We start from the raw sequence: 14,982 nt of genomic DNA on the forward strand, positions 1-14,982 counted from the left end.
AACGATAGGGGCGGTGCGGGCGGGTGTCGGGCCTCCAGTTCGGGGTGCACGCGAACCGGACGACGCGACCCGGACGACGCGACCTGAGCCGTGATCGGTTCGATCCGACGGGGCAGGCGCAAGTAGGCTGACGGCATGAGCATCCGCGGGAGCTACCGGACCGCCCTGACCTACGGCGCGGTGGGGGCGACCCAGGCGTCGGACCTCATGACGTACCCGCCCGAGGGGTTCACCCCCACCGAGTCGCGTGCCCGGATCGGGCACGGCGACCAGCGGTTCGAGACCGCGGTGACGCAGGCCCTGACGTGGCAGATCCAGGAGCGCAGTGGCATCCGCGTGCGCGTCGAGGAACAGCCCGACGACGACGAGGTCCGGTACAACCCGGTGACGTTCGACGACGACGGCGTCCCGATCGCCCCGGCCTCGATCGGCACGCCCCGGGTCGAGAAGTTCGCGCCGGACGGCACCCCGCTGGTGACCGCCGGCACGTCGGCGACGCTCACGATGCACGCCTTCGGGCGGACGGTGCAGGCGCCCGTCCGGGTCGTGTCCATCATCGACGAGCACGACCGCAAGGGCTTCGCGTACGGCACGCTCGAGGGGCACCCGCTCTCCGGCGAGGAGTCGTTCGTCGTCGAGCGCACGTCGGACGGCTCCGTGTGGCTGCAGATCCGGCAGTTCTCGCAGCCGTCGAGCCGGAAGTGGCAGTTCGTCGCGCCGCTGCTGCGTCGGCAGCAGAAGGTGATGGCGGAGCAGTACCTGGCGGCGCTGCGGGGCGACTAGCGGCGAGCGCGTGCTTGCGAGCGCCTGCGGGCTCGCGTGCGCGTGCTTGCGTGCGCGTGCGTGCTGTGTCAGCGCAGCGGCGGCAGCGCCGCGATGGCGTCCTCGATCAGCGCGGCATCGACCCGGCAGTCCCGCGCGACCGTGACCGCGTTGGTGACCCGCAGCGCCTCGACGTCGAACACCCCGGTGGCGACCGCCAGGAAGGGGATGCCGGCGGCGTCCGCGGCCTCGCCGTCACGCGGGGTGTCGCCGACGATGACGGCACGGGTGCCGGCGAGCTCCGCTGCCGCGCGGGTGGTGACGTCCGCGCGCTCCACCTCGGTGTCGCCGAAGTAGGAGTGGTCCCAGTCGAACAGGCCCTCGTCGAACCCGGCACCGGCCAGCTTGACGCGGGCGCGGTACTCGGAGTTGCCCGTGAGCAGGCCGTTCCGCCACCCGAGCTCGGCGAAGCGGGTGAGCAGCGCGGTGGCACCGGGGACGGGGGACCGGTGGTCGCCCGAGGCGTGCCGTTCGGCGGTGAGGTCGCGCAGGTGGCCGCTGACCGTCGGGATGATCGTGTCCTCGAACGCGTGCGCACGGACGTGCTCGGCGATGAGCCCGGCATCGGTCCGACCGTGCTGGTGCCCGACGCGCAGGGTGAGGTCGCGGCCGACGGCCCGCTCGAGCGCGAGGTGGTAGAGGTTGCCCGGGGACGACGCGTTCATCACGAGGGTGCCGTCGATGTCCCACAGGACCGTGGTGGGGACGGGGTGGTGCTCCATGCGTCCATCATGACGGACAATGGACTCCATGCCGAGTGCTCTCCCGATCGCCGATCCGGCACCCGCTGACGGCCTGATCGTGCCGCGAGCGGCGGCGGGCTCCGCCGCCGGTTCCGACCCGGCGGCTGTGCCGTTCGGGGTCTACGTCCACGTGCCGTTCTGCCGGGTGCGCTGCGGCTACTGCGACTTCAACACGTACACGGCGTCCGAGCTCCGCGGCGTGCGCCGCGACGACTACGCCGGCCACGCCGTGCGGGAGATCGAGTGGGCCGCGACCGTGCTCGACCGGTCGGGTGTGCCGCGTCGGCCCGTGTCGACCGTGTTCTTCGGCGGGGGCACCCCGACGATGCTGCCCGCGTCCGACCTGGCGATGATCCTTCGGGCCATCGACGACACGTGGGGGATCCTGCCCGGCGCCGAGGTCACGACCGAGGCGAACCCGGACTCGGTCGACGCGTCCTCGTTGCAGACACTGCGCGAGGGCGGGTTCAACCGGATCAGCTACGGCATGCAGTCCGCGGTGCCGCACGTCCTCGCGACCCTCGACCGCACGCACGACCCGTTGCGCGTGCCGGTCGTCGTCGACCTCGCGAAGCAGCAGGGCCTCGACGTCTCCCTCGACCTCATCTACTCGACGCCAGGGGAGTCCCTCGACGACTGGCGCACCTCGCTCGACGCCGCGTTGGCCTGCGAGCCGGACCACGTCTCGGCCTACTCACTCATCGTCGAGGACGGCACCGCGATGGGCCGCATGGTCGCGCGCGGCGAACTGCCGGCCCCCGACGACGACCTGGCCGCCGACATGTACGAGCTCGCCGACCAGGTGCTCGGCGACGCTGGGTACTCCTGGTACGAGGTGTCGAACTGGGCCCGCGGCGACGCGCACGCGAGTCGCCACAACCTGTCGTACTGGAAGGGCCACGACTGGTGGGGTGTCGGCCCCGGCGCCCACTCCGCGGTCGCCGGCACGCGCTGGTGGAACGTCAAGCACCCGGCCGCGTACGCGAACCGGGTGCTGTCCGGCGAGTCGCCGGCCGCCGGGCGCGAGGTCATCGACGACGAGACCCGCTACGTCGAGCGCCTGCTCCTCGCCGCGCGGGTCCGTGGCGAGCTCGCGACAAGCGAGATCCGCCAGGAGGCCCGTGGCCGGGTCGCGGGACTCATCGCACGGGGTCTCGTGGACGGGTCGGCCGCGGTGCGGGGACGCATCGACCTGACCCTGCAGGGTCGCCTGCTCGCCGACGCGGTGGTGCGGGAGCTGCTGGACTGACGCTGCTCGCTCCTGCACTGCACTGTGCTTGCTACTGCACTGTGCTCGCTCCTGCACTGTGCCCGCTACTGCTTGATGAACTCGATCGACAGGGGGTAGCGGTAGAACTGCCCCTGGTTCGCGGCGACGGCCGCCAGGATGCCGAAGACGATCGTCAGGACGGCGACGATCGGGAACAGCAGTGCTCCGATGAACACCACGGTCAGGATGCCGCACGCGACGTACGCGATCGCCACGGTGATGTGGAAGTTCAGTGCGACCCGGGTGTGCTCGCGGATGAAGCCGCCGCGGTCGCGCAGCACCAGGTAGGCCACGAGCGGGGCGACGAAGTTGAAGAAGATCCCACCGATGTGGGTCAGCGTGGCCCAGAGGCGCTGGTCCTCCGGGCTCATCGGCTGCGGCGGGGTGTACCCGCTCGGGTACTGGGGCCCGTTCGGGTTCTGCGGGCCACCGGGCTGCTGTCCGTAGGTCATGCCGGAAGCGTATCGGGGGTGCAGTCGTGCGGGCGTAGGATCAGCAGTCGACACGTCCGAGTGCCAGGTCGACCAGGAAGGAGCGCTCGTGGTCAGTGAACGCAGCCTCGAGGTCCTGAAGGCCATCGTGCGCGACTACGTGGCGTCGCGCGAACCGGTCGGCTCCAAGACGATCGTCGAACGGCACGCGTTCGGCGTCAGCGCCGCCACGATCCGCAACGACATGGCCCTGCTCGAGGACGAGCAGCTCATCGTCGCGCCTCACACCTCGTCCGGCCGGGTGCCGACCGACAAGGGCTACCGGCTGTTCGTCGACCACCTGGCCGCGGCGCGGCCGCTGACGAGCGCCCAGCGGCACGCCATCGAGACCTTCCTCGGCGCCCCGAACGACCTCGACGAGGTCCTCGGCCGCACCGTGCGCCTGCTCAGCCAGCTCACGAACCAGGTCGCCCTGGTCCAGTACCCCTCGATGGTGCGCGCCCGGGTGCAGCACGTCGAGCTGGTGCGACTCGGCGACGCCCGGCTCATGGTCGTGCTCATCACCGACACCGCCCGGGTCGAACAACGCGTCGTCGAGACCGACGTCGCGCTCGACGAGCCGCTGCTGACCGAACTCCGCACCGTGCTGAACGGCGCGGCCGTGGGACTCCTGCTGCAGGACGTGCCCACCGCGCTCCGTGCGGTGCCGCAACAGCTCCGGCCCGATGCCCAGGCGCTCGGCGGGGTCGTCGTGGCGACCCTCATCGAGCAGGTCGCGGCGAACCGGCAGGACCGCCTGGTGATGGCCGGCGCCGCGAACCTGGCGAAGAGCGAACAGGACTTCTCCGGTGGCCTCTTCCCGGTGCTCGAAGCGATCGAGGAACAAGTCACCCTGCTCCGGTTGTTCGGGGAGATGCAGGTGGACGACATCGCGGTGGCGGCCAGCATCGGCGTCGAGAACGCCGAGTACGGGCTCGACGCCACGAGCATCGTCGCCGGCGGGTACCTCGCCGGTGGCGGCGAGGTGGCACGCCTGGGTGTCCTGGGACCGACCCGGATGGACTACGGCACGAACATGGCGGCCGTCCGGGCCGTCGCACGGTACCTGTCCAAGCTCCTGGGCGAACACTGATCGACCGCAACACCGACCGACCGACCGAACACAACCGACTGAGGGATACGTGGCAGACCACTACGACGTCCTCGGCGTCCAGCGAGACGCCTCCGATGCCGACATCAAGAAGGCCTACCGCCGGCTGGCGCGCGAGCTCCACCCGGATGTGAACCCTGCTCCAGAGGCAGCCGAGCGGTTCAAGGACGTCACGCACGCGTACGACGTCCTGAGCGACCCGGAACAGCGGCGCCGGTACGACGCCGGGCCCCAGGCCGACAGCCCCTTCGGCGGCGGCGCCGGCGGGTTCAGCGACATCTTCGACGCCTTCTTCGGTGGCGGTGGCGGTGGCGGCCGGGGCAGTGGTCCCCGCAGCCGTGCCGAGCGCGGGCAGGACGCCCTGCTCCGCATCGACGTCGACCTCGACGAGGTCGTCTTCGGCACCCACAAGGACGTCGAGGTCGACACCGCCGTCCTGTGCGAGACCTGTCACGGGTCGTGCTGCGCACCCGGCACCAGCCCGCGCACCTGCGACATCTGCGGCGGGTCCGGCAACATCCAGCGCCAGGTCCGCTCGCTGCTGGGCAACGTCGTGACGAGCGCCCCGTGCGGCACCTGCCGCGGCTACGGCACCGTCATCCCGAGCCCCTGCCCGACCTGCCAGGGTCAGGGCCGCGTCCGCGCCCGTCGCACCGTGCCGGTCGACGTCCCGGCCGGCGTCGACTCGGGCCTGCGCCTGCAGATGCCCGGCCAGGGCGAGGTCGGCCCCGCCGGTGGCCCCTCCGGCGACCTGTACCTGGAGATCCGGGTCCGGCACGACGACGTCTTCAGCCGCGACGGTGACGACCTGCTCGCCACCCTCGAGGTCGCGATGACCGATGCGGTGCTCGGCACCACCACGACGATCGACGGACTCGACGGGCCCGTCGAGCTCGAGATCCGTCCGGGGGTGCAGAGCGCGGACGTCCTGGTGATCAAGGACCGCGGCATCACGAAGCTGCGCGGGAGCGGCCGCGGCGACCTCCGGGTCGGCGTGCAGGTCGTCACCCCGACGAAGCTGTCGCACAAGGAACGCCAGCTCGTCGAGCAGCTCGCGAAGTCGCACAAGGCGTCGGCGCCGCAGCTCGCCCGGTTCCAGCAGGGCATGTTCGGCAAGCTCCGCGACCGCTTCTTCAACTTCTGATGGCATCGCTCTACGTCGTGGAGTCGCTCGACGGGGTCGCCGTCGGTGGCTCCGTGACGCTCGACGGGGCAGAGGGGCGGCACGCCGTGACCGTCTCGCGCGTGCGGGTCGGTGAGACGTTGCGGCTCTCGGACGGACGGGGGACCGTGGTGTCCGGTGCGGTGGACTCCGTCGACCGCGACTCGCTGGTGTTGTCCGTGGCATCACTGTCCGTCGACCCGCTGCCGGTCCCGTCGCTGACGCTCGTGCAGGCCCTCGCCAAGGGCGGCCGCGACGAGATGGCGGTGCAGGCGTCGACGGAGATCGGTGTGGACCGGATCGTGCCGTGGTCGGCCGCGCGCAGCGTCTCCCGGTGGGAGGGCCCGAAGGTCGAGAAGGGCCGATCGCGGTGGACGGCCATCGCGCACGAGGCCGCGAAGCAGGCCATCCGGTCGCGCGTGCCCGAGGTCGGGCCGCTCGTCACGACGGCGCAGCTCGTCCCCGCGCTCGGTGCTGGTGCTGCGGTGCTCGTGCTCGACCTCACCGCGACCGTGCGGCTCGCGACCTGGGAACCGACGGCGGACCTCGACGAGATCGCCCTCGTGGTGGGTCCGGAGGGCGGCATCGACGGCTCCGAGCTCGAGCGGCTCGAGGCCGCGGGAGCGATCAGGGTCCGGCTCGGCGACAGCGTGCTGCGGACCTCGACCGCCGGTCCCGCGGCACTCGCGATCCTCCAGGCCGGACTCGGGCGCTGGTGAGGGAAGGCCCGAGGTCGGTCCTGCGTTCTACGATGGAGTCATGAGCACCAGCACGCCCAGCGTCTTCAGCAAGATCATCGCGCGCGAGATCCCGGCGACCGTCGTCGCCGAGGACGATCGCGTGATCGCGATCGAGGACATCGCCCCGAAGGCACCCGTCCACGTGCTGGTCATCCCCAAGACCGAGCAGTACGCGAACGTCGCCGAACTCGCGGCCGGTGACCCCGACCTCCTCGCCCACCTGGTCGCCACCGCGCAGCGCATCGCCGACGAGCGCGCCGGCGGCCAGTTCCGTCTCGTCTTCAACACCGGCGAAGCCGCCGGTCAGACCGTGTTCCACGTGCACGCGCACGTACTCGCAGGTGAACTGCAGGAAGGCAACATTGCCGGCTAACGAACCAGCACAGCCCACCACCGACGACGACCAGGTCGTCTCTGTCGCCCTCCAGGTCGACGGCATCGCCATGGTCCAGCTCCTCGGTCCCCAGGACCGCCTGCTGAAGACCGTCGAACGGCAGTACCCGGGCGTCAAGGTCGTCGTCCGCGGCAACGAGGTCACGCTCACCGGGCCCGAGCGCGAGGTCGCGCGGGCGAAGGCGCTCGTCGACGAACTCGTCGGCATGGTCAAGCGCGGGCAGGACATCGGCCCGTCGGACATCCCGATGTCGGCACGGATCCTCGACGACGACCGCAAGCCGTCCGACACCTTCGGCACGCCGATCGTGTCGAGCCGCGGCAAGTCCGTGCGGCCGAAGACCGACGGCCAGCGTGCCTACGTCGACGCCATCGACGAGCACACCATCACGTTCGGCATCGGCCCCGCCGGCACCGGCAAGACCTACCTGGCGATGGCGAAGGCCGTGCAGGCCCTGCAGCGGCGCGAGGTCACCCGCATCATCCTGACCCGTCCCGCGGTCGAGGCCGGCGAGCGGCTCGGGTTCCTGCCGGGCACGCTCACCGACAAGATCGACCCGTACCTGCGGCCGCTCTACGACGCCCTGAACGAGATGATGGACCCCGAGCTGGTCCCGAAGCTGCTGGCTGCGGGCACGGTCGAGGTCGCGCCACTCGCGTACATGCGCGGCCGGACGCTCAACGACTCGTTCGTCGTGCTGGACGAGGCGCAGAACACGACACCCGAGCAGATGAAGATGTTCCTGACCCGTCTCGGGTTCGGCTCGAAGATGGTCGTGACGGGTGACATCACCCAGGTCGACCTGCCGGGCAACGTGTCCGGACTCCGGCTCGTGACGCGGATCCTCGAGACGGTCGAGGACATCCACTTCGCCCGGCTCGGCAGCGAGGACGTCGTGCGGCACACGCTCGTCGGTCGCATCGTCGACGCCTACACCGTCTACGACGAGGAACGCCTCGCCGAGCAGGCCGGTCACCGTCCCGGTGGCCGGGGCACCGCGCCGGTCGGCAACCCCGACGGCGCCAACCGTGCCGAGCGCCGTGGTCGGCCGCCGCAGGACCGCCAGCGACCCCCGTACCCCCAGAACGACGCCCGAGGAGGCAACCGGTGAGCATCGAGCTCAACAACGAGTCCGGGGTCGAGGTGGACGAGGCAGCCATCCAGCGCCTCGCCGCGTTCGCCCTCGACGCGATGCACGTGCACGCCGACGCCGAACTCGCGATCGTCCTGGTCGACGAGGGCGCGATGGAGCAGTTGCACGTGCGGTGGATGGACGAGCCCGGCCCCACCGACGTCCTGAGCTTCCCGATGGACGAGCTCCGACCGGGCACCGAAGAGGACCCCACGCCCGCCGGCCTGCTCGGCGACATCGTGCTCTGCCCGCAGGTCGCCGAGGAACAGGCGAAGACCGCCGGGCACTCCAGCACCGACGAGATGCTGTTGCTCACCTGCCACGGCATCCTGCACCTCCTCGGGTTCGACCACGCCGAGCCGGACGAGAAGGCCGAGATGTTCGGCCTGCAGGGCGAGATCCTGACGGCCTTCGCGGCCCAGCGCCGGGGTCGGTAGCCGATGCTCGTCGTCGTCGGTCTGCTCGCGGTCGCGCTCGGGCTCGTCGTGCTCGGCGGGCTCCTCGCCGCGAGCGATGCCGCGCTCTCCGTGGTGTCCCGTGCCGACCTCGACGAGATCGCCCGCGGCAACAAGCGTCGTCGTGCGCTCGAGGCGATCGCGGACGACGTCGGCGCGCACGTCAACGCCCTGAACTTCTTCCGCGTGCTCGCCGAGACCGCCGCGGCCGTGCTCGTCACGATCGCCCTGGTGCGGGCGTTCGACAGCTGGTGGGTGGCGCTCATCGTCTCCGCCGCGATCATGACGGCCGTGTCGTTCGTGCTCGTCGGGTCGAGTCCGCGCAGCGTCGGACGAGCGCACGCCGAACGGCTGCTGGCGTCCACCGGCGGCCTGGTGCGCGCCGTCCGGATCGTGCTCGGTCCGCTCGCCGGCCTGCTCGTCCGGATCGGTGACCGCGTGACCCCGGGCCGCGGCCGCAGCGCCTCGACGGTGTCGAGCGAAGAACAACTGCTGTCCCTCGTCGACGAGGCCACCGAGAGCAACGTGCTCGAGGACGAGGACCGCGAGCTCATCCACTCGGTCTTCGAGTTCAGCGACACCCTCGTGCGCGAGGTGATGGTGCCGCGCACCGACATGCTCACCGTCGACGGCTCGGACACGCTCGCCGCGGGCATGGAGCAGTTCCTCGCCGCAGGGGTGTCCCGTATGCCCGTCACCGGCAAGGACAGCGACGACGTCCTCGGCGTCCTGTACCTCCGTGACGTGTCGCGGGCGCTGTACGAGCGACCGGGGTCCGGCAGCGAGCGGGTCACCCGGCTGTTGCGTCCGGCCGAGTTCGTCCCGGAGTCGAAGGCCGCCGACGACACCCTGCGGCACATGCAGGTCGCGAAGAACCACCTGGTCCTGGTCGTCGACGAGTACGGCGGCGTCGCCGGTCTCGTCACGATGGAGGACCTCATCGAAGAGCTCGTCGGGGACATCTCCGACGAGTACGACCGCGCCGTGGTCGACCGGGTCGAGGTCGAGCCCGGCCTCTGGCGCATCTCGGCCCGGCTGCCGGTCGACGAGCTCGGCGACCTGTTCGGCATCGAGCTCGACGACGACGACGTCGACACCGCCGGCGGCCTGCTCACCAAGGAGCTCGGCCACCTGGCGATCTCCGGTGACACGATCACGGTGTCCGGCGTCGTGCTGACGGCCGACCGGGTCGAGGGCAAGCGCCGCCACCTCATCACCGTGCTCGCCGAACGCACCGACGCCCTCGCGGGTGTCGAGGACGCCTTCGACGACGCCACCACCACGACGGGAACCACGCACGCATGACCGACTCCGACTCCACCCCCACCGCCTCGGGCAAGCCCTACCGCGCGGGCTTCGTCTCGTTCGTCGGGCGTCCGAACGTGGGCAAGTCCACGCTGACGAACGCGCTGGTGGGCCAGAAGGTCGCGATCACCTCGTCGAAGCCGCAGACCACCCGCCGCGCGATCCGCGGCATCGTGCACCGGCCCGACGGCCAGGTCATCATCGTCGACACCCCCGGTGTGCACCGTCCCCGCACCCTGCTCGGCGAGCGGCTCAACGACCTGGTGCAGTCCACCCTCGGTGACGTCGACGTCATCGGGTTCTGCGTCCCCGCCAACGAGCCGATCGGCCCGGGCGACCGCTTCATCAACGACACCCTCGACCAGTACCCGCGGGCCAAGAAGGTCGCGATCGTCACGAAGATCGACCGCACCTCGAAGGACAAGGTCGGCGAGCAGCTGCTGGCTGTCTCCCGGCTCCGCGACTGGGACTCGATCATCCCGACGTCCGGCACGAAGGGCCTGCAGCTCGAGGACCTCCTCGGCGAGATCACCTCGTTGCTGCCGGAGTCGCCCCAGCTGTACGACTCGTCGGCCGTGACCGAGGAGACCGACGAGGAACGCATCAGCGAACTCATCCGCGAAGCTGCGCTCGAGGGCGTCCGCGACGAACTGCCGCACTCGCTCGCCGTCGTGATCGAGGACATCGTCGAGCCGGACGAGGACGACGACGCCGAGGGACCCCTGCGCATCTTCGCGAACCTGTTCGTCGAGCGCGACAGCCAGAAGGCGATCGTCATCGGCCACAAGGGCGAGCGCCTGAAGGACGTCGGTTCCCGCGCCCGCGTCGAGATCGAGTCGCTGCTCGGCGGTCGGCACGTGTACCTCAACATCCGCGTGAAGGTCGCCAAGGAGTGGCAGCGTGACCCCAAGCAGCTCGGCCGCCTCGGCTTCTGAGCGTCCGGCGCCAGGAGTCATCCACACGAGGGACGCGCCCGTGAGCCGACCGCCGTACCGTGGACGCGTGTTCCGTCCCATGCTGCGCGCGCAGGTCATCACCGACGTCGTCATCGCCGTGGTGCTCGGCTCGCTCGTGCTGATCACCTCGGCGCGGGGGATGGACTCCCCGCTCGCGGTCGTCACGGTCGTCGGCATGAGCGCGGCGCTCGCGCTCCGACGGCTGTCGCCCGGACTCGCACTGGCCGTGGCCTGGGTGTTCGCGGTCTTCGAGATGGTCACGGGCCAGATGCCCGACCTGTCGAACGCCTTCATCGCCGCGGTGCTCTACACGACGAGCGCCTACGGCAGTCGGCGGGTGCGGCTGGCCGGACTCGTCTCGGCCATCGTCGGGTCCGTCACCGCGGCGCTGTACATCGGCGTCGACGACTACCGGAACCGGTTGACGATCGAGACCGCTTCGACGCCGTTCCAGGAGTCGGTGCAGGTCACGGTCTCGTACTTCGCCGTCGTCCTGCTCCTGTTGCTCCTGCCGTGGTTGGCGGGCCTCGTGGTCCGCACCCGTCGGTCGGCGAGCATGAGCCGCGAGGCCCAGCTGCTCGCCGAGCGCGACGCCGCCCGAGCCGACCGAGCGGTCGCGGTCGAACAGGAGCGCGTGCGCATCGCCCGCGACATGCACGACATCGTCGCGCACTCGCTCGCGGTCGTCATCGCCCAGGCGGACGGAGCCCGCTACGCGCTGAAGGCCGACCCCGCCGTCGCCGACCAGGCCCTCGGCACCATCTCGACCACCGCCCGCCGGGCCCTCGGCGACGTCCGCGAGCTCCTCGGTGCGCTCCGGCACGAGCAGGGGACCGTCCCGACGCCGGAGATCGACGACATCGACCGGCTCGTCGGCGAGATGCGCCAGGTCGGCCTCGACGTCCGGGTCGAGCGCGAGGGCGACCCTGCAGGCCTCCCCACCACGACGCAGCTCGCGGTGTACCGGATCGTGCAGGAGAGCCTGACGAACGCCTACAAGCACGGTGAACCCGGCACCCCGGTGCACGCATCGCTGACCTACCGCCCGGACACCGTCGAGATCGCGGTGGTGAACCGCCGAGCCGACGACGGCACCCGGGGTCCCGGCACCGGGCACGGCCTGGTCGGCATGCGCGAGCGTGCCACCATGACCGGGGGCACGATGACCGCCGGGGTCCGCGGCCCTGACTTCGAGGTCGCCGTCCGCATGCCCGCCGTCCCCGCGAGCGGGCAGATGCCCCGCGGTCGCATCACCCCGACCGCGAGCCCGACCGCGAGCCCGAACGCCGGGTCGGCCCCCGCCCCGACCATCAGTCCGACCGAGCAGGAGCGCACCGCCCGATGACCACCACCCCGCCGGCCGACGGCCGGATCCGCGTCGCCCTCGTCGACGACCAGGCACTCTTCCGCACCGGCATCCGGATGCTCATCGGCTCCCAACCGGACCTGCACTTCGTGGGCGAGGCGGGCGACGGTGCCGAGGGCGTCGAACTCGTCCGGCGCACCCGACCGGACGTCGTGCTCATGGACGTCCGCATGCCGGTGATGGACGGCATCACGGCGACCGCGCACATCGTCGAGCAGGCTGGCACCGACGGCGCCAAGGTGCTCGTGCTGACCACGTTCGACTTCGACGAGGCTGCGGCGAAGGCCATCCGGGCCGGGGCGAGCGGCTTCGTGCTGAAGGACGCCGACCCCGAGTTCCTGCTCGCCGCCGTGCGGACCGTCCACGCTGGCACCGCGGTCTTCGCGGCCTCGGCGACGCGGGAACTCCTGCGGCGCTACGACGACTCCGTCGAGCAGGCCGCCGCCGTGCCGGCGACGTTCGACGACCTCACCCCGCGCGAGCGCGAGATCTTCGACCTGGCGGCCCGCGGCTTCAGCAACAGCGAGATCGCGCAGCACGAGTACGTCAGCGAGGCGACCGTGAAGACCCACATCTCGCGAGTCCTGACGAAGCTCGGACTCCGTGACCGCGTGCGCCTCGTCGTGTTCGCACACGAGCACGGGCTGGTGAGCAAGGCCGACTGACGGACGTCATCCGATCGGATGACCCGTCCACAGGAAGTCGAGCCGAGCGGCTCATCCACAGGAGCCGCCCGACGGACGCGGGACGGGCCTCCCGGCCGTCATGGTTGGTGCATGACCACCAGCCACGCTCCGATCATCCGACTCGACCACGTGTCCAAGCACTACGGCGACGCCGCACGCCGGGTGACGGCGCTCGATGACGTCAGCGTCGACATCGGCGCGGGGGAGTTCACCGCCGTGATGGGGCCGTCCGGGTCCGGCAAGTCGACGCTCATGCACGTCGCCGCGGGCCTCGACGCGGTGTCCGCGGGCCGCATCGAGATCGACGGGGTCGACATCACGGGGCTCGGTGACAAGGACCTGACCGAGCTCCGTCGCCGCCGGCTCGGGTTCGTGTTCCAGTCGTTCAACCTGGTGCCGACGCTCGACGTCAGCGAGAACATCCGGCTGCCGTTCCTGCTCGGCGGGCACAAGCCGTCGAAGGACGAGAGCGCGTGGATCGACCGCCTGGTCGACCAGCTCGGACTCGGCAACCGGCTGTCGCACCGCCCGCACCAGCTGTCCGGCGGGCAGCAGCAGCGCGTCGCCATCGCTCGGGCGCTCGCCTCGCGGCCGGCGGTCGTCGTCGCCGACGAGCCGACCGGTGCCCTCGACTCGCGCACCGGTCGTGACGTGCTCGCGATCCTGCGTGGGGCCGTGCAGGAGTGGGGTCAGAGTGTCGTCATGGTGACGCACGACCCCGTCGCCGCCGCCAATGCCGACCGGATCCTGTTCCTCGCCGACGGCCGGGTCGTCGCCGACCGCCCGGCGATGGACGCCGGAGCGATCTCCACCACGATGCTGGGGATGGAGGCGGCAGCGTGAACGGCGTCCGCTCCTTCGCCCCCACCGTGCTGGTCGCCGCGCTCGGCACCACGTTCGGTTCAGCCCTCGTCATCGCCCCGGGCATCGTGACCGAGGCGCTCGGCGCCGCCGGGCTCGCCGACCTCGGGCCGGTCAGGGCGATCCTGTCGGTGGTCGGGTGGCTGTTCCTCGGCATCGCGCTGTACGTCGGCGCGATCGTCACCGCCAACACCTGCGCGACCCTCATCGCCGGGCAGACCCGCATCATCGCGCTGCAACGGCTCGTCGGTGCCACCGGTGCCACGCTCCGGGCCCGGATCACCCGGACCGGACTGGTCGTCGGGGTGCTCGGCGGACTGATCGGCGCCGTCGTGGGCACGGGGCTGTCGGCGCTGTTCGTGGTCGTCCTGCGCGGCAACGGGTTCCTGCCCGACACCGACTACACGCTCCTGCCGTGGGAACTCGTGCTGCCCGTCGTGGCCGTGGTCCTGGCGACCTGGGGGGCCTTCGCCGCGGGCTCCCGCCGGGTGCTCACCGTCACCCCGCTCGAGGCGCTGTCCTCGAGCGTCGAGCCGAGCCACGACGACGTCCGCTCGGGCACCGCCCGCAAGGTCTGGGCCATCGTGCTCATGGCCGGCGGCGCGGCGTTGATGCTCATCGGGCTCGCGGTCAGTGCGAGCTCGCCGATCGCGGTGCTGCCCGCGGCCCTCGGCGGGTTCGTGTCGTTCGCCGGCGTCGCGGTCGGGGCGACCATCGTGATGCCGCCGGTGCTCCAGCTCATCGGACGCATCGGCTCGCACGACCCGGTCGTCCTGCTCGCCGGCCGCAACGCCATGCGTGCGCCGGGTCGGTCCTCGCGGGCGACGATCGGGCTCGTCATCGGCGTCACCCTGCTCGTCACCTTCGCCGTCGCGCTGGGGATCATGCAGCACGTGCTCGAGGCCCAGCTGAAGGGCATGGGGCAGGGCCAGATGACGACCGAGATGGTGCAGGCGCAGCGCGACTTCTTCGTGCAGCTGAACGCCGTCGTCAGCGTCATCGTCGGGTTCTCGGCCGTGATCGCCGCCGTCGGGGTCGTCAACGCGCTGGCACTCGGGGTCCTCCAGCGCCGACGCGAGCTCGGGCTGCTGCGGGTGCTCGGTCTCACCGGGGCGCAGGTCCGCCGGATGATCGTGACCGAGGCCGTGCAGATGGTCGTCGCCGCCGTCGTCTCGGGGCTCGTGCTCGGCACGTTCTACGGCTGGGTCGGCGGGCAGACGCTGCTCGGGTCGCTCGGGCACCCGGTCACGCCCGTGCTGCCGCCGCTCACGATCGGGATCGTCGTCGTCGGGGCGCTCGTGCTCGCGGTCGTCGCGACGATCGCGCCGGTGCGGCGCGCGATGCGCGTGCCCCCGACCGAGGCGCTCGCGGTCGACTGACGCGGCGCCCTGGTCGCACCACGCGGCGGACGGGAGGCCCGGTGCAAGCTGGCACCGTGCCTCCCGTCCGCCGTGCTGCGCGCCCGCGCCCGCCGCGCCCGCGCCCGCCGCGCCCGCGCCCGCCGCGCCG

The 14,982-nt window shown here is 71.5% G+C and carries 16 protein-coding genes; 14 read left to right on the top strand and 2 right to left on the bottom strand.

Features of this window, described 5'->3' with window-relative positions; genetic code table 11:
• Nucleotides 1-135 precede the first annotated feature (135 nt).
• Nucleotides 136-783, top strand: a complete 648-nt coding sequence (locus tag ITJ60_RS16565; RefSeq protein WP_111085748.1) for a DUF1990 family protein — start codon at nucleotides 136-138, stop codon at nucleotides 781-783.
• Between the two features lie 68 nt (nucleotides 784-851).
• Here the strand turns inward: ITJ60_RS16565 and ITJ60_RS16570 are convergent, their stop codons facing one another.
• Nucleotides 852-1,544: an HAD family hydrolase gene (locus ITJ60_RS16570; protein WP_185003103.1), complete on the bottom strand. Its 693-nt coding sequence runs from the start codon at nucleotides 1,542-1,544 to the stop codon at nucleotides 852-854.
• Nucleotides 1,545-1,572: 28 nt separating this feature from the next.
• Between ITJ60_RS16570 and hemW the strand changes: the two genes are divergently transcribed.
• A complete protein-coding gene (gene hemW / locus ITJ60_RS16575; RefSeq protein ID WP_123292547.1) occupies nucleotides 1,573-2,814 on the top strand; it encodes a radical SAM family heme chaperone HemW in 1,242 nt (413 codons plus the stop codon).
• Between the two features lie 65 nt (nucleotides 2,815-2,879).
• Here hemW and ITJ60_RS16580 read toward each other — a convergent pair whose 3' ends face one another.
• A complete protein-coding gene (locus ITJ60_RS16580) occupies nucleotides 2,880-3,287 on the bottom strand; it encodes a DUF4870 domain-containing protein (protein ID WP_228510551.1) in 408 nt (135 codons plus the stop codon).
• Between the two features lie 88 nt (nucleotides 3,288-3,375).
• On the opposite strand from ITJ60_RS16580, the gene hrcA reads away from it, so the two are divergent.
• From hrcA to ITJ60_RS19400, 12 genes are all read left to right on the top strand, one after another.
• Nucleotides 3,376-4,398 (top strand): heat-inducible transcriptional repressor HrcA, encoded by a 1,023-nt coding sequence (hrcA, locus tag ITJ60_RS16585; RefSeq protein ID WP_123340397.1) that lies wholly within the window; start codon nucleotides 3,376-3,378, stop codon nucleotides 4,396-4,398.
• A gap of 49 nt (nucleotides 4,399-4,447) precedes the next feature.
• A complete protein-coding gene (gene dnaJ, locus ITJ60_RS16590; protein WP_111085744.1) occupies nucleotides 4,448-5,560 on the top strand; it encodes a molecular chaperone DnaJ in 1,113 nt (370 codons plus the stop codon).
• Nucleotides 5,560-6,297 carry a 16S rRNA (uracil(1498)-N(3))-methyltransferase gene (locus ITJ60_RS16595; protein ID WP_194648727.1) on the top strand — a complete coding sequence of 246 codons (738 nt, stop codon included), beginning with the start codon at nucleotides 5,560-5,562 and terminating at the stop codon, nucleotides 6,295-6,297. Before dnaJ ends, ITJ60_RS16595 begins: the two co-directional genes overlap by 1 nt.
• 40 nt (nucleotides 6,298-6,337) lie before the next feature.
• A complete protein-coding gene (locus ITJ60_RS16600) occupies nucleotides 6,338-6,691 on the top strand; it encodes a histidine triad nucleotide-binding protein (RefSeq protein WP_194648728.1) in 354 nt (117 codons plus the stop codon).
• A 70-nt stretch (nucleotides 6,692-6,761) separates the two neighbouring features.
• Nucleotides 6,762-7,823, top strand: a complete 1,062-nt coding sequence (locus ITJ60_RS16605; RefSeq protein WP_228510585.1) for a PhoH family protein — start codon at nucleotides 6,762-6,764, stop codon at nucleotides 7,821-7,823.
• Nucleotides 7,820-8,281 carry an rRNA maturation RNase YbeY gene (gene ybeY, locus ITJ60_RS16610; RefSeq protein WP_111085740.1) on the top strand — a complete coding sequence of 154 codons (462 nt, stop codon included), beginning with the start codon at nucleotides 7,820-7,822 and terminating at the stop codon, nucleotides 8,279-8,281. Before ITJ60_RS16605 ends, ybeY begins: the two co-directional genes overlap by 4 nt.
• Nucleotides 8,282-8,284: 3 nt before the next feature.
• Nucleotides 8,285-9,604: a hemolysin family protein gene (locus ITJ60_RS16615; protein WP_194648729.1), complete on the top strand. Its 1,320-nt coding sequence runs from the start codon at nucleotides 8,285-8,287 to the stop codon at nucleotides 9,602-9,604.
• Nucleotides 9,601-10,539 carry a GTPase Era gene (gene era / locus ITJ60_RS16620; RefSeq protein ID WP_194648730.1) on the top strand — a complete coding sequence of 313 codons (939 nt, stop codon included), beginning with the start codon at nucleotides 9,601-9,603 and terminating at the stop codon, nucleotides 10,537-10,539. Before ITJ60_RS16615 ends, era begins: the two co-directional genes overlap by 4 nt.
• 67 nt (nucleotides 10,540-10,606) lie before the next feature.
• Nucleotides 10,607-11,905 carry a sensor histidine kinase gene (locus tag ITJ60_RS16625; protein ID WP_307860986.1) on the top strand — a complete coding sequence of 433 codons (1,299 nt, stop codon included), beginning with the start codon at nucleotides 10,607-10,609 and terminating at the stop codon, nucleotides 11,903-11,905.
• A complete protein-coding gene (locus tag ITJ60_RS16630) occupies nucleotides 11,902-12,591 on the top strand; it encodes a response regulator (RefSeq protein ID WP_194648731.1) in 690 nt (229 codons plus the stop codon). The genes ITJ60_RS16625 and ITJ60_RS16630 overlap by 4 nt, the downstream gene beginning before the upstream one ends.
• A gap of 111 nt (nucleotides 12,592-12,702) precedes the next feature.
• On the top strand, nucleotides 12,703-13,455 hold the full coding sequence (locus ITJ60_RS16635) for an ABC transporter ATP-binding protein (RefSeq protein ID WP_111085736.1): 753 nt from the start codon (nucleotides 12,703-12,705) through the stop codon (nucleotides 13,453-13,455).
• Nucleotides 13,452-14,852 (top strand): ABC transporter permease, encoded by a 1,401-nt coding sequence (locus ITJ60_RS19400; RefSeq protein WP_194648732.1) that lies wholly within the window; start codon nucleotides 13,452-13,454, stop codon nucleotides 14,850-14,852. Before ITJ60_RS16635 ends, ITJ60_RS19400 begins: the two co-directional genes overlap by 4 nt.
• The last annotated feature ends 130 nt before the right edge of the window (nucleotides 14,853-14,982 follow it).

It is taken from the genome of Curtobacterium sp. VKM Ac-2884 (genome assembly GCF_015350945.1).
Taxonomy (GTDB): Bacteria; Actinomycetota; Actinomycetes; order Actinomycetales; family Microbacteriaceae; genus Curtobacterium.

What these genes read in the sequence shown, in the direction of transcription:
- ITJ60_RS16595 (WP_194648727.1), top strand. Translation starts at nt 5,560, where the DNA reads ATGGCATCGCTCTACGTCGTGGAGTCGCTCGACGGGGTCGCCGTCGGT.
- ITJ60_RS16570 (WP_185003103.1), bottom strand. Translation starts at nt 1,544, where the DNA reads ATGGAGCACCACCCCGTCCCCACCACGGTCCTGTGGGACATCGACGGC.
- ITJ60_RS16630 (WP_194648731.1), top strand. Translation starts at nt 11,902, where the DNA reads ATGACCACCACCCCGCCGGCCGACGGCCGGATCCGCGTCGCCCTCGTC.
- ITJ60_RS16565 (WP_111085748.1), top strand. Translation starts at nt 136, where the DNA reads ATGAGCATCCGCGGGAGCTACCGGACCGCCCTGACCTACGGCGCGGTG.
- ITJ60_RS16605 (WP_228510585.1), top strand. Translation starts at nt 6,762, where the DNA reads ATGGTCCAGCTCCTCGGTCCCCAGGACCGCCTGCTGAAGACCGTCGAA.
- hemW (WP_123292547.1), top strand. Translation starts at nt 1,573, where the DNA reads ATGCCGAGTGCTCTCCCGATCGCCGATCCGGCACCCGCTGACGGCCTG.
- ITJ60_RS16615 (WP_194648729.1), top strand. Translation starts at nt 8,285, where the DNA reads ATGCTCGTCGTCGTCGGTCTGCTCGCGGTCGCGCTCGGGCTCGTCGTG.
- ITJ60_RS16580 (WP_228510551.1), bottom strand. Translation starts at nt 3,287, where the DNA reads ATGACCTACGGACAGCAGCCCGGTGGCCCGCAGAACCCGAACGGGCCC.
- ITJ60_RS16635 (WP_111085736.1), top strand. Translation starts at nt 12,703, where the DNA reads ATGACCACCAGCCACGCTCCGATCATCCGACTCGACCACGTGTCCAAG.
- era (WP_194648730.1), top strand. Translation starts at nt 9,601, where the DNA reads ATGACCGACTCCGACTCCACCCCCACCGCCTCGGGCAAGCCCTACCGC.
- ITJ60_RS16600 (WP_194648728.1), top strand. Translation starts at nt 6,338, where the DNA reads ATGAGCACCAGCACGCCCAGCGTCTTCAGCAAGATCATCGCGCGCGAG.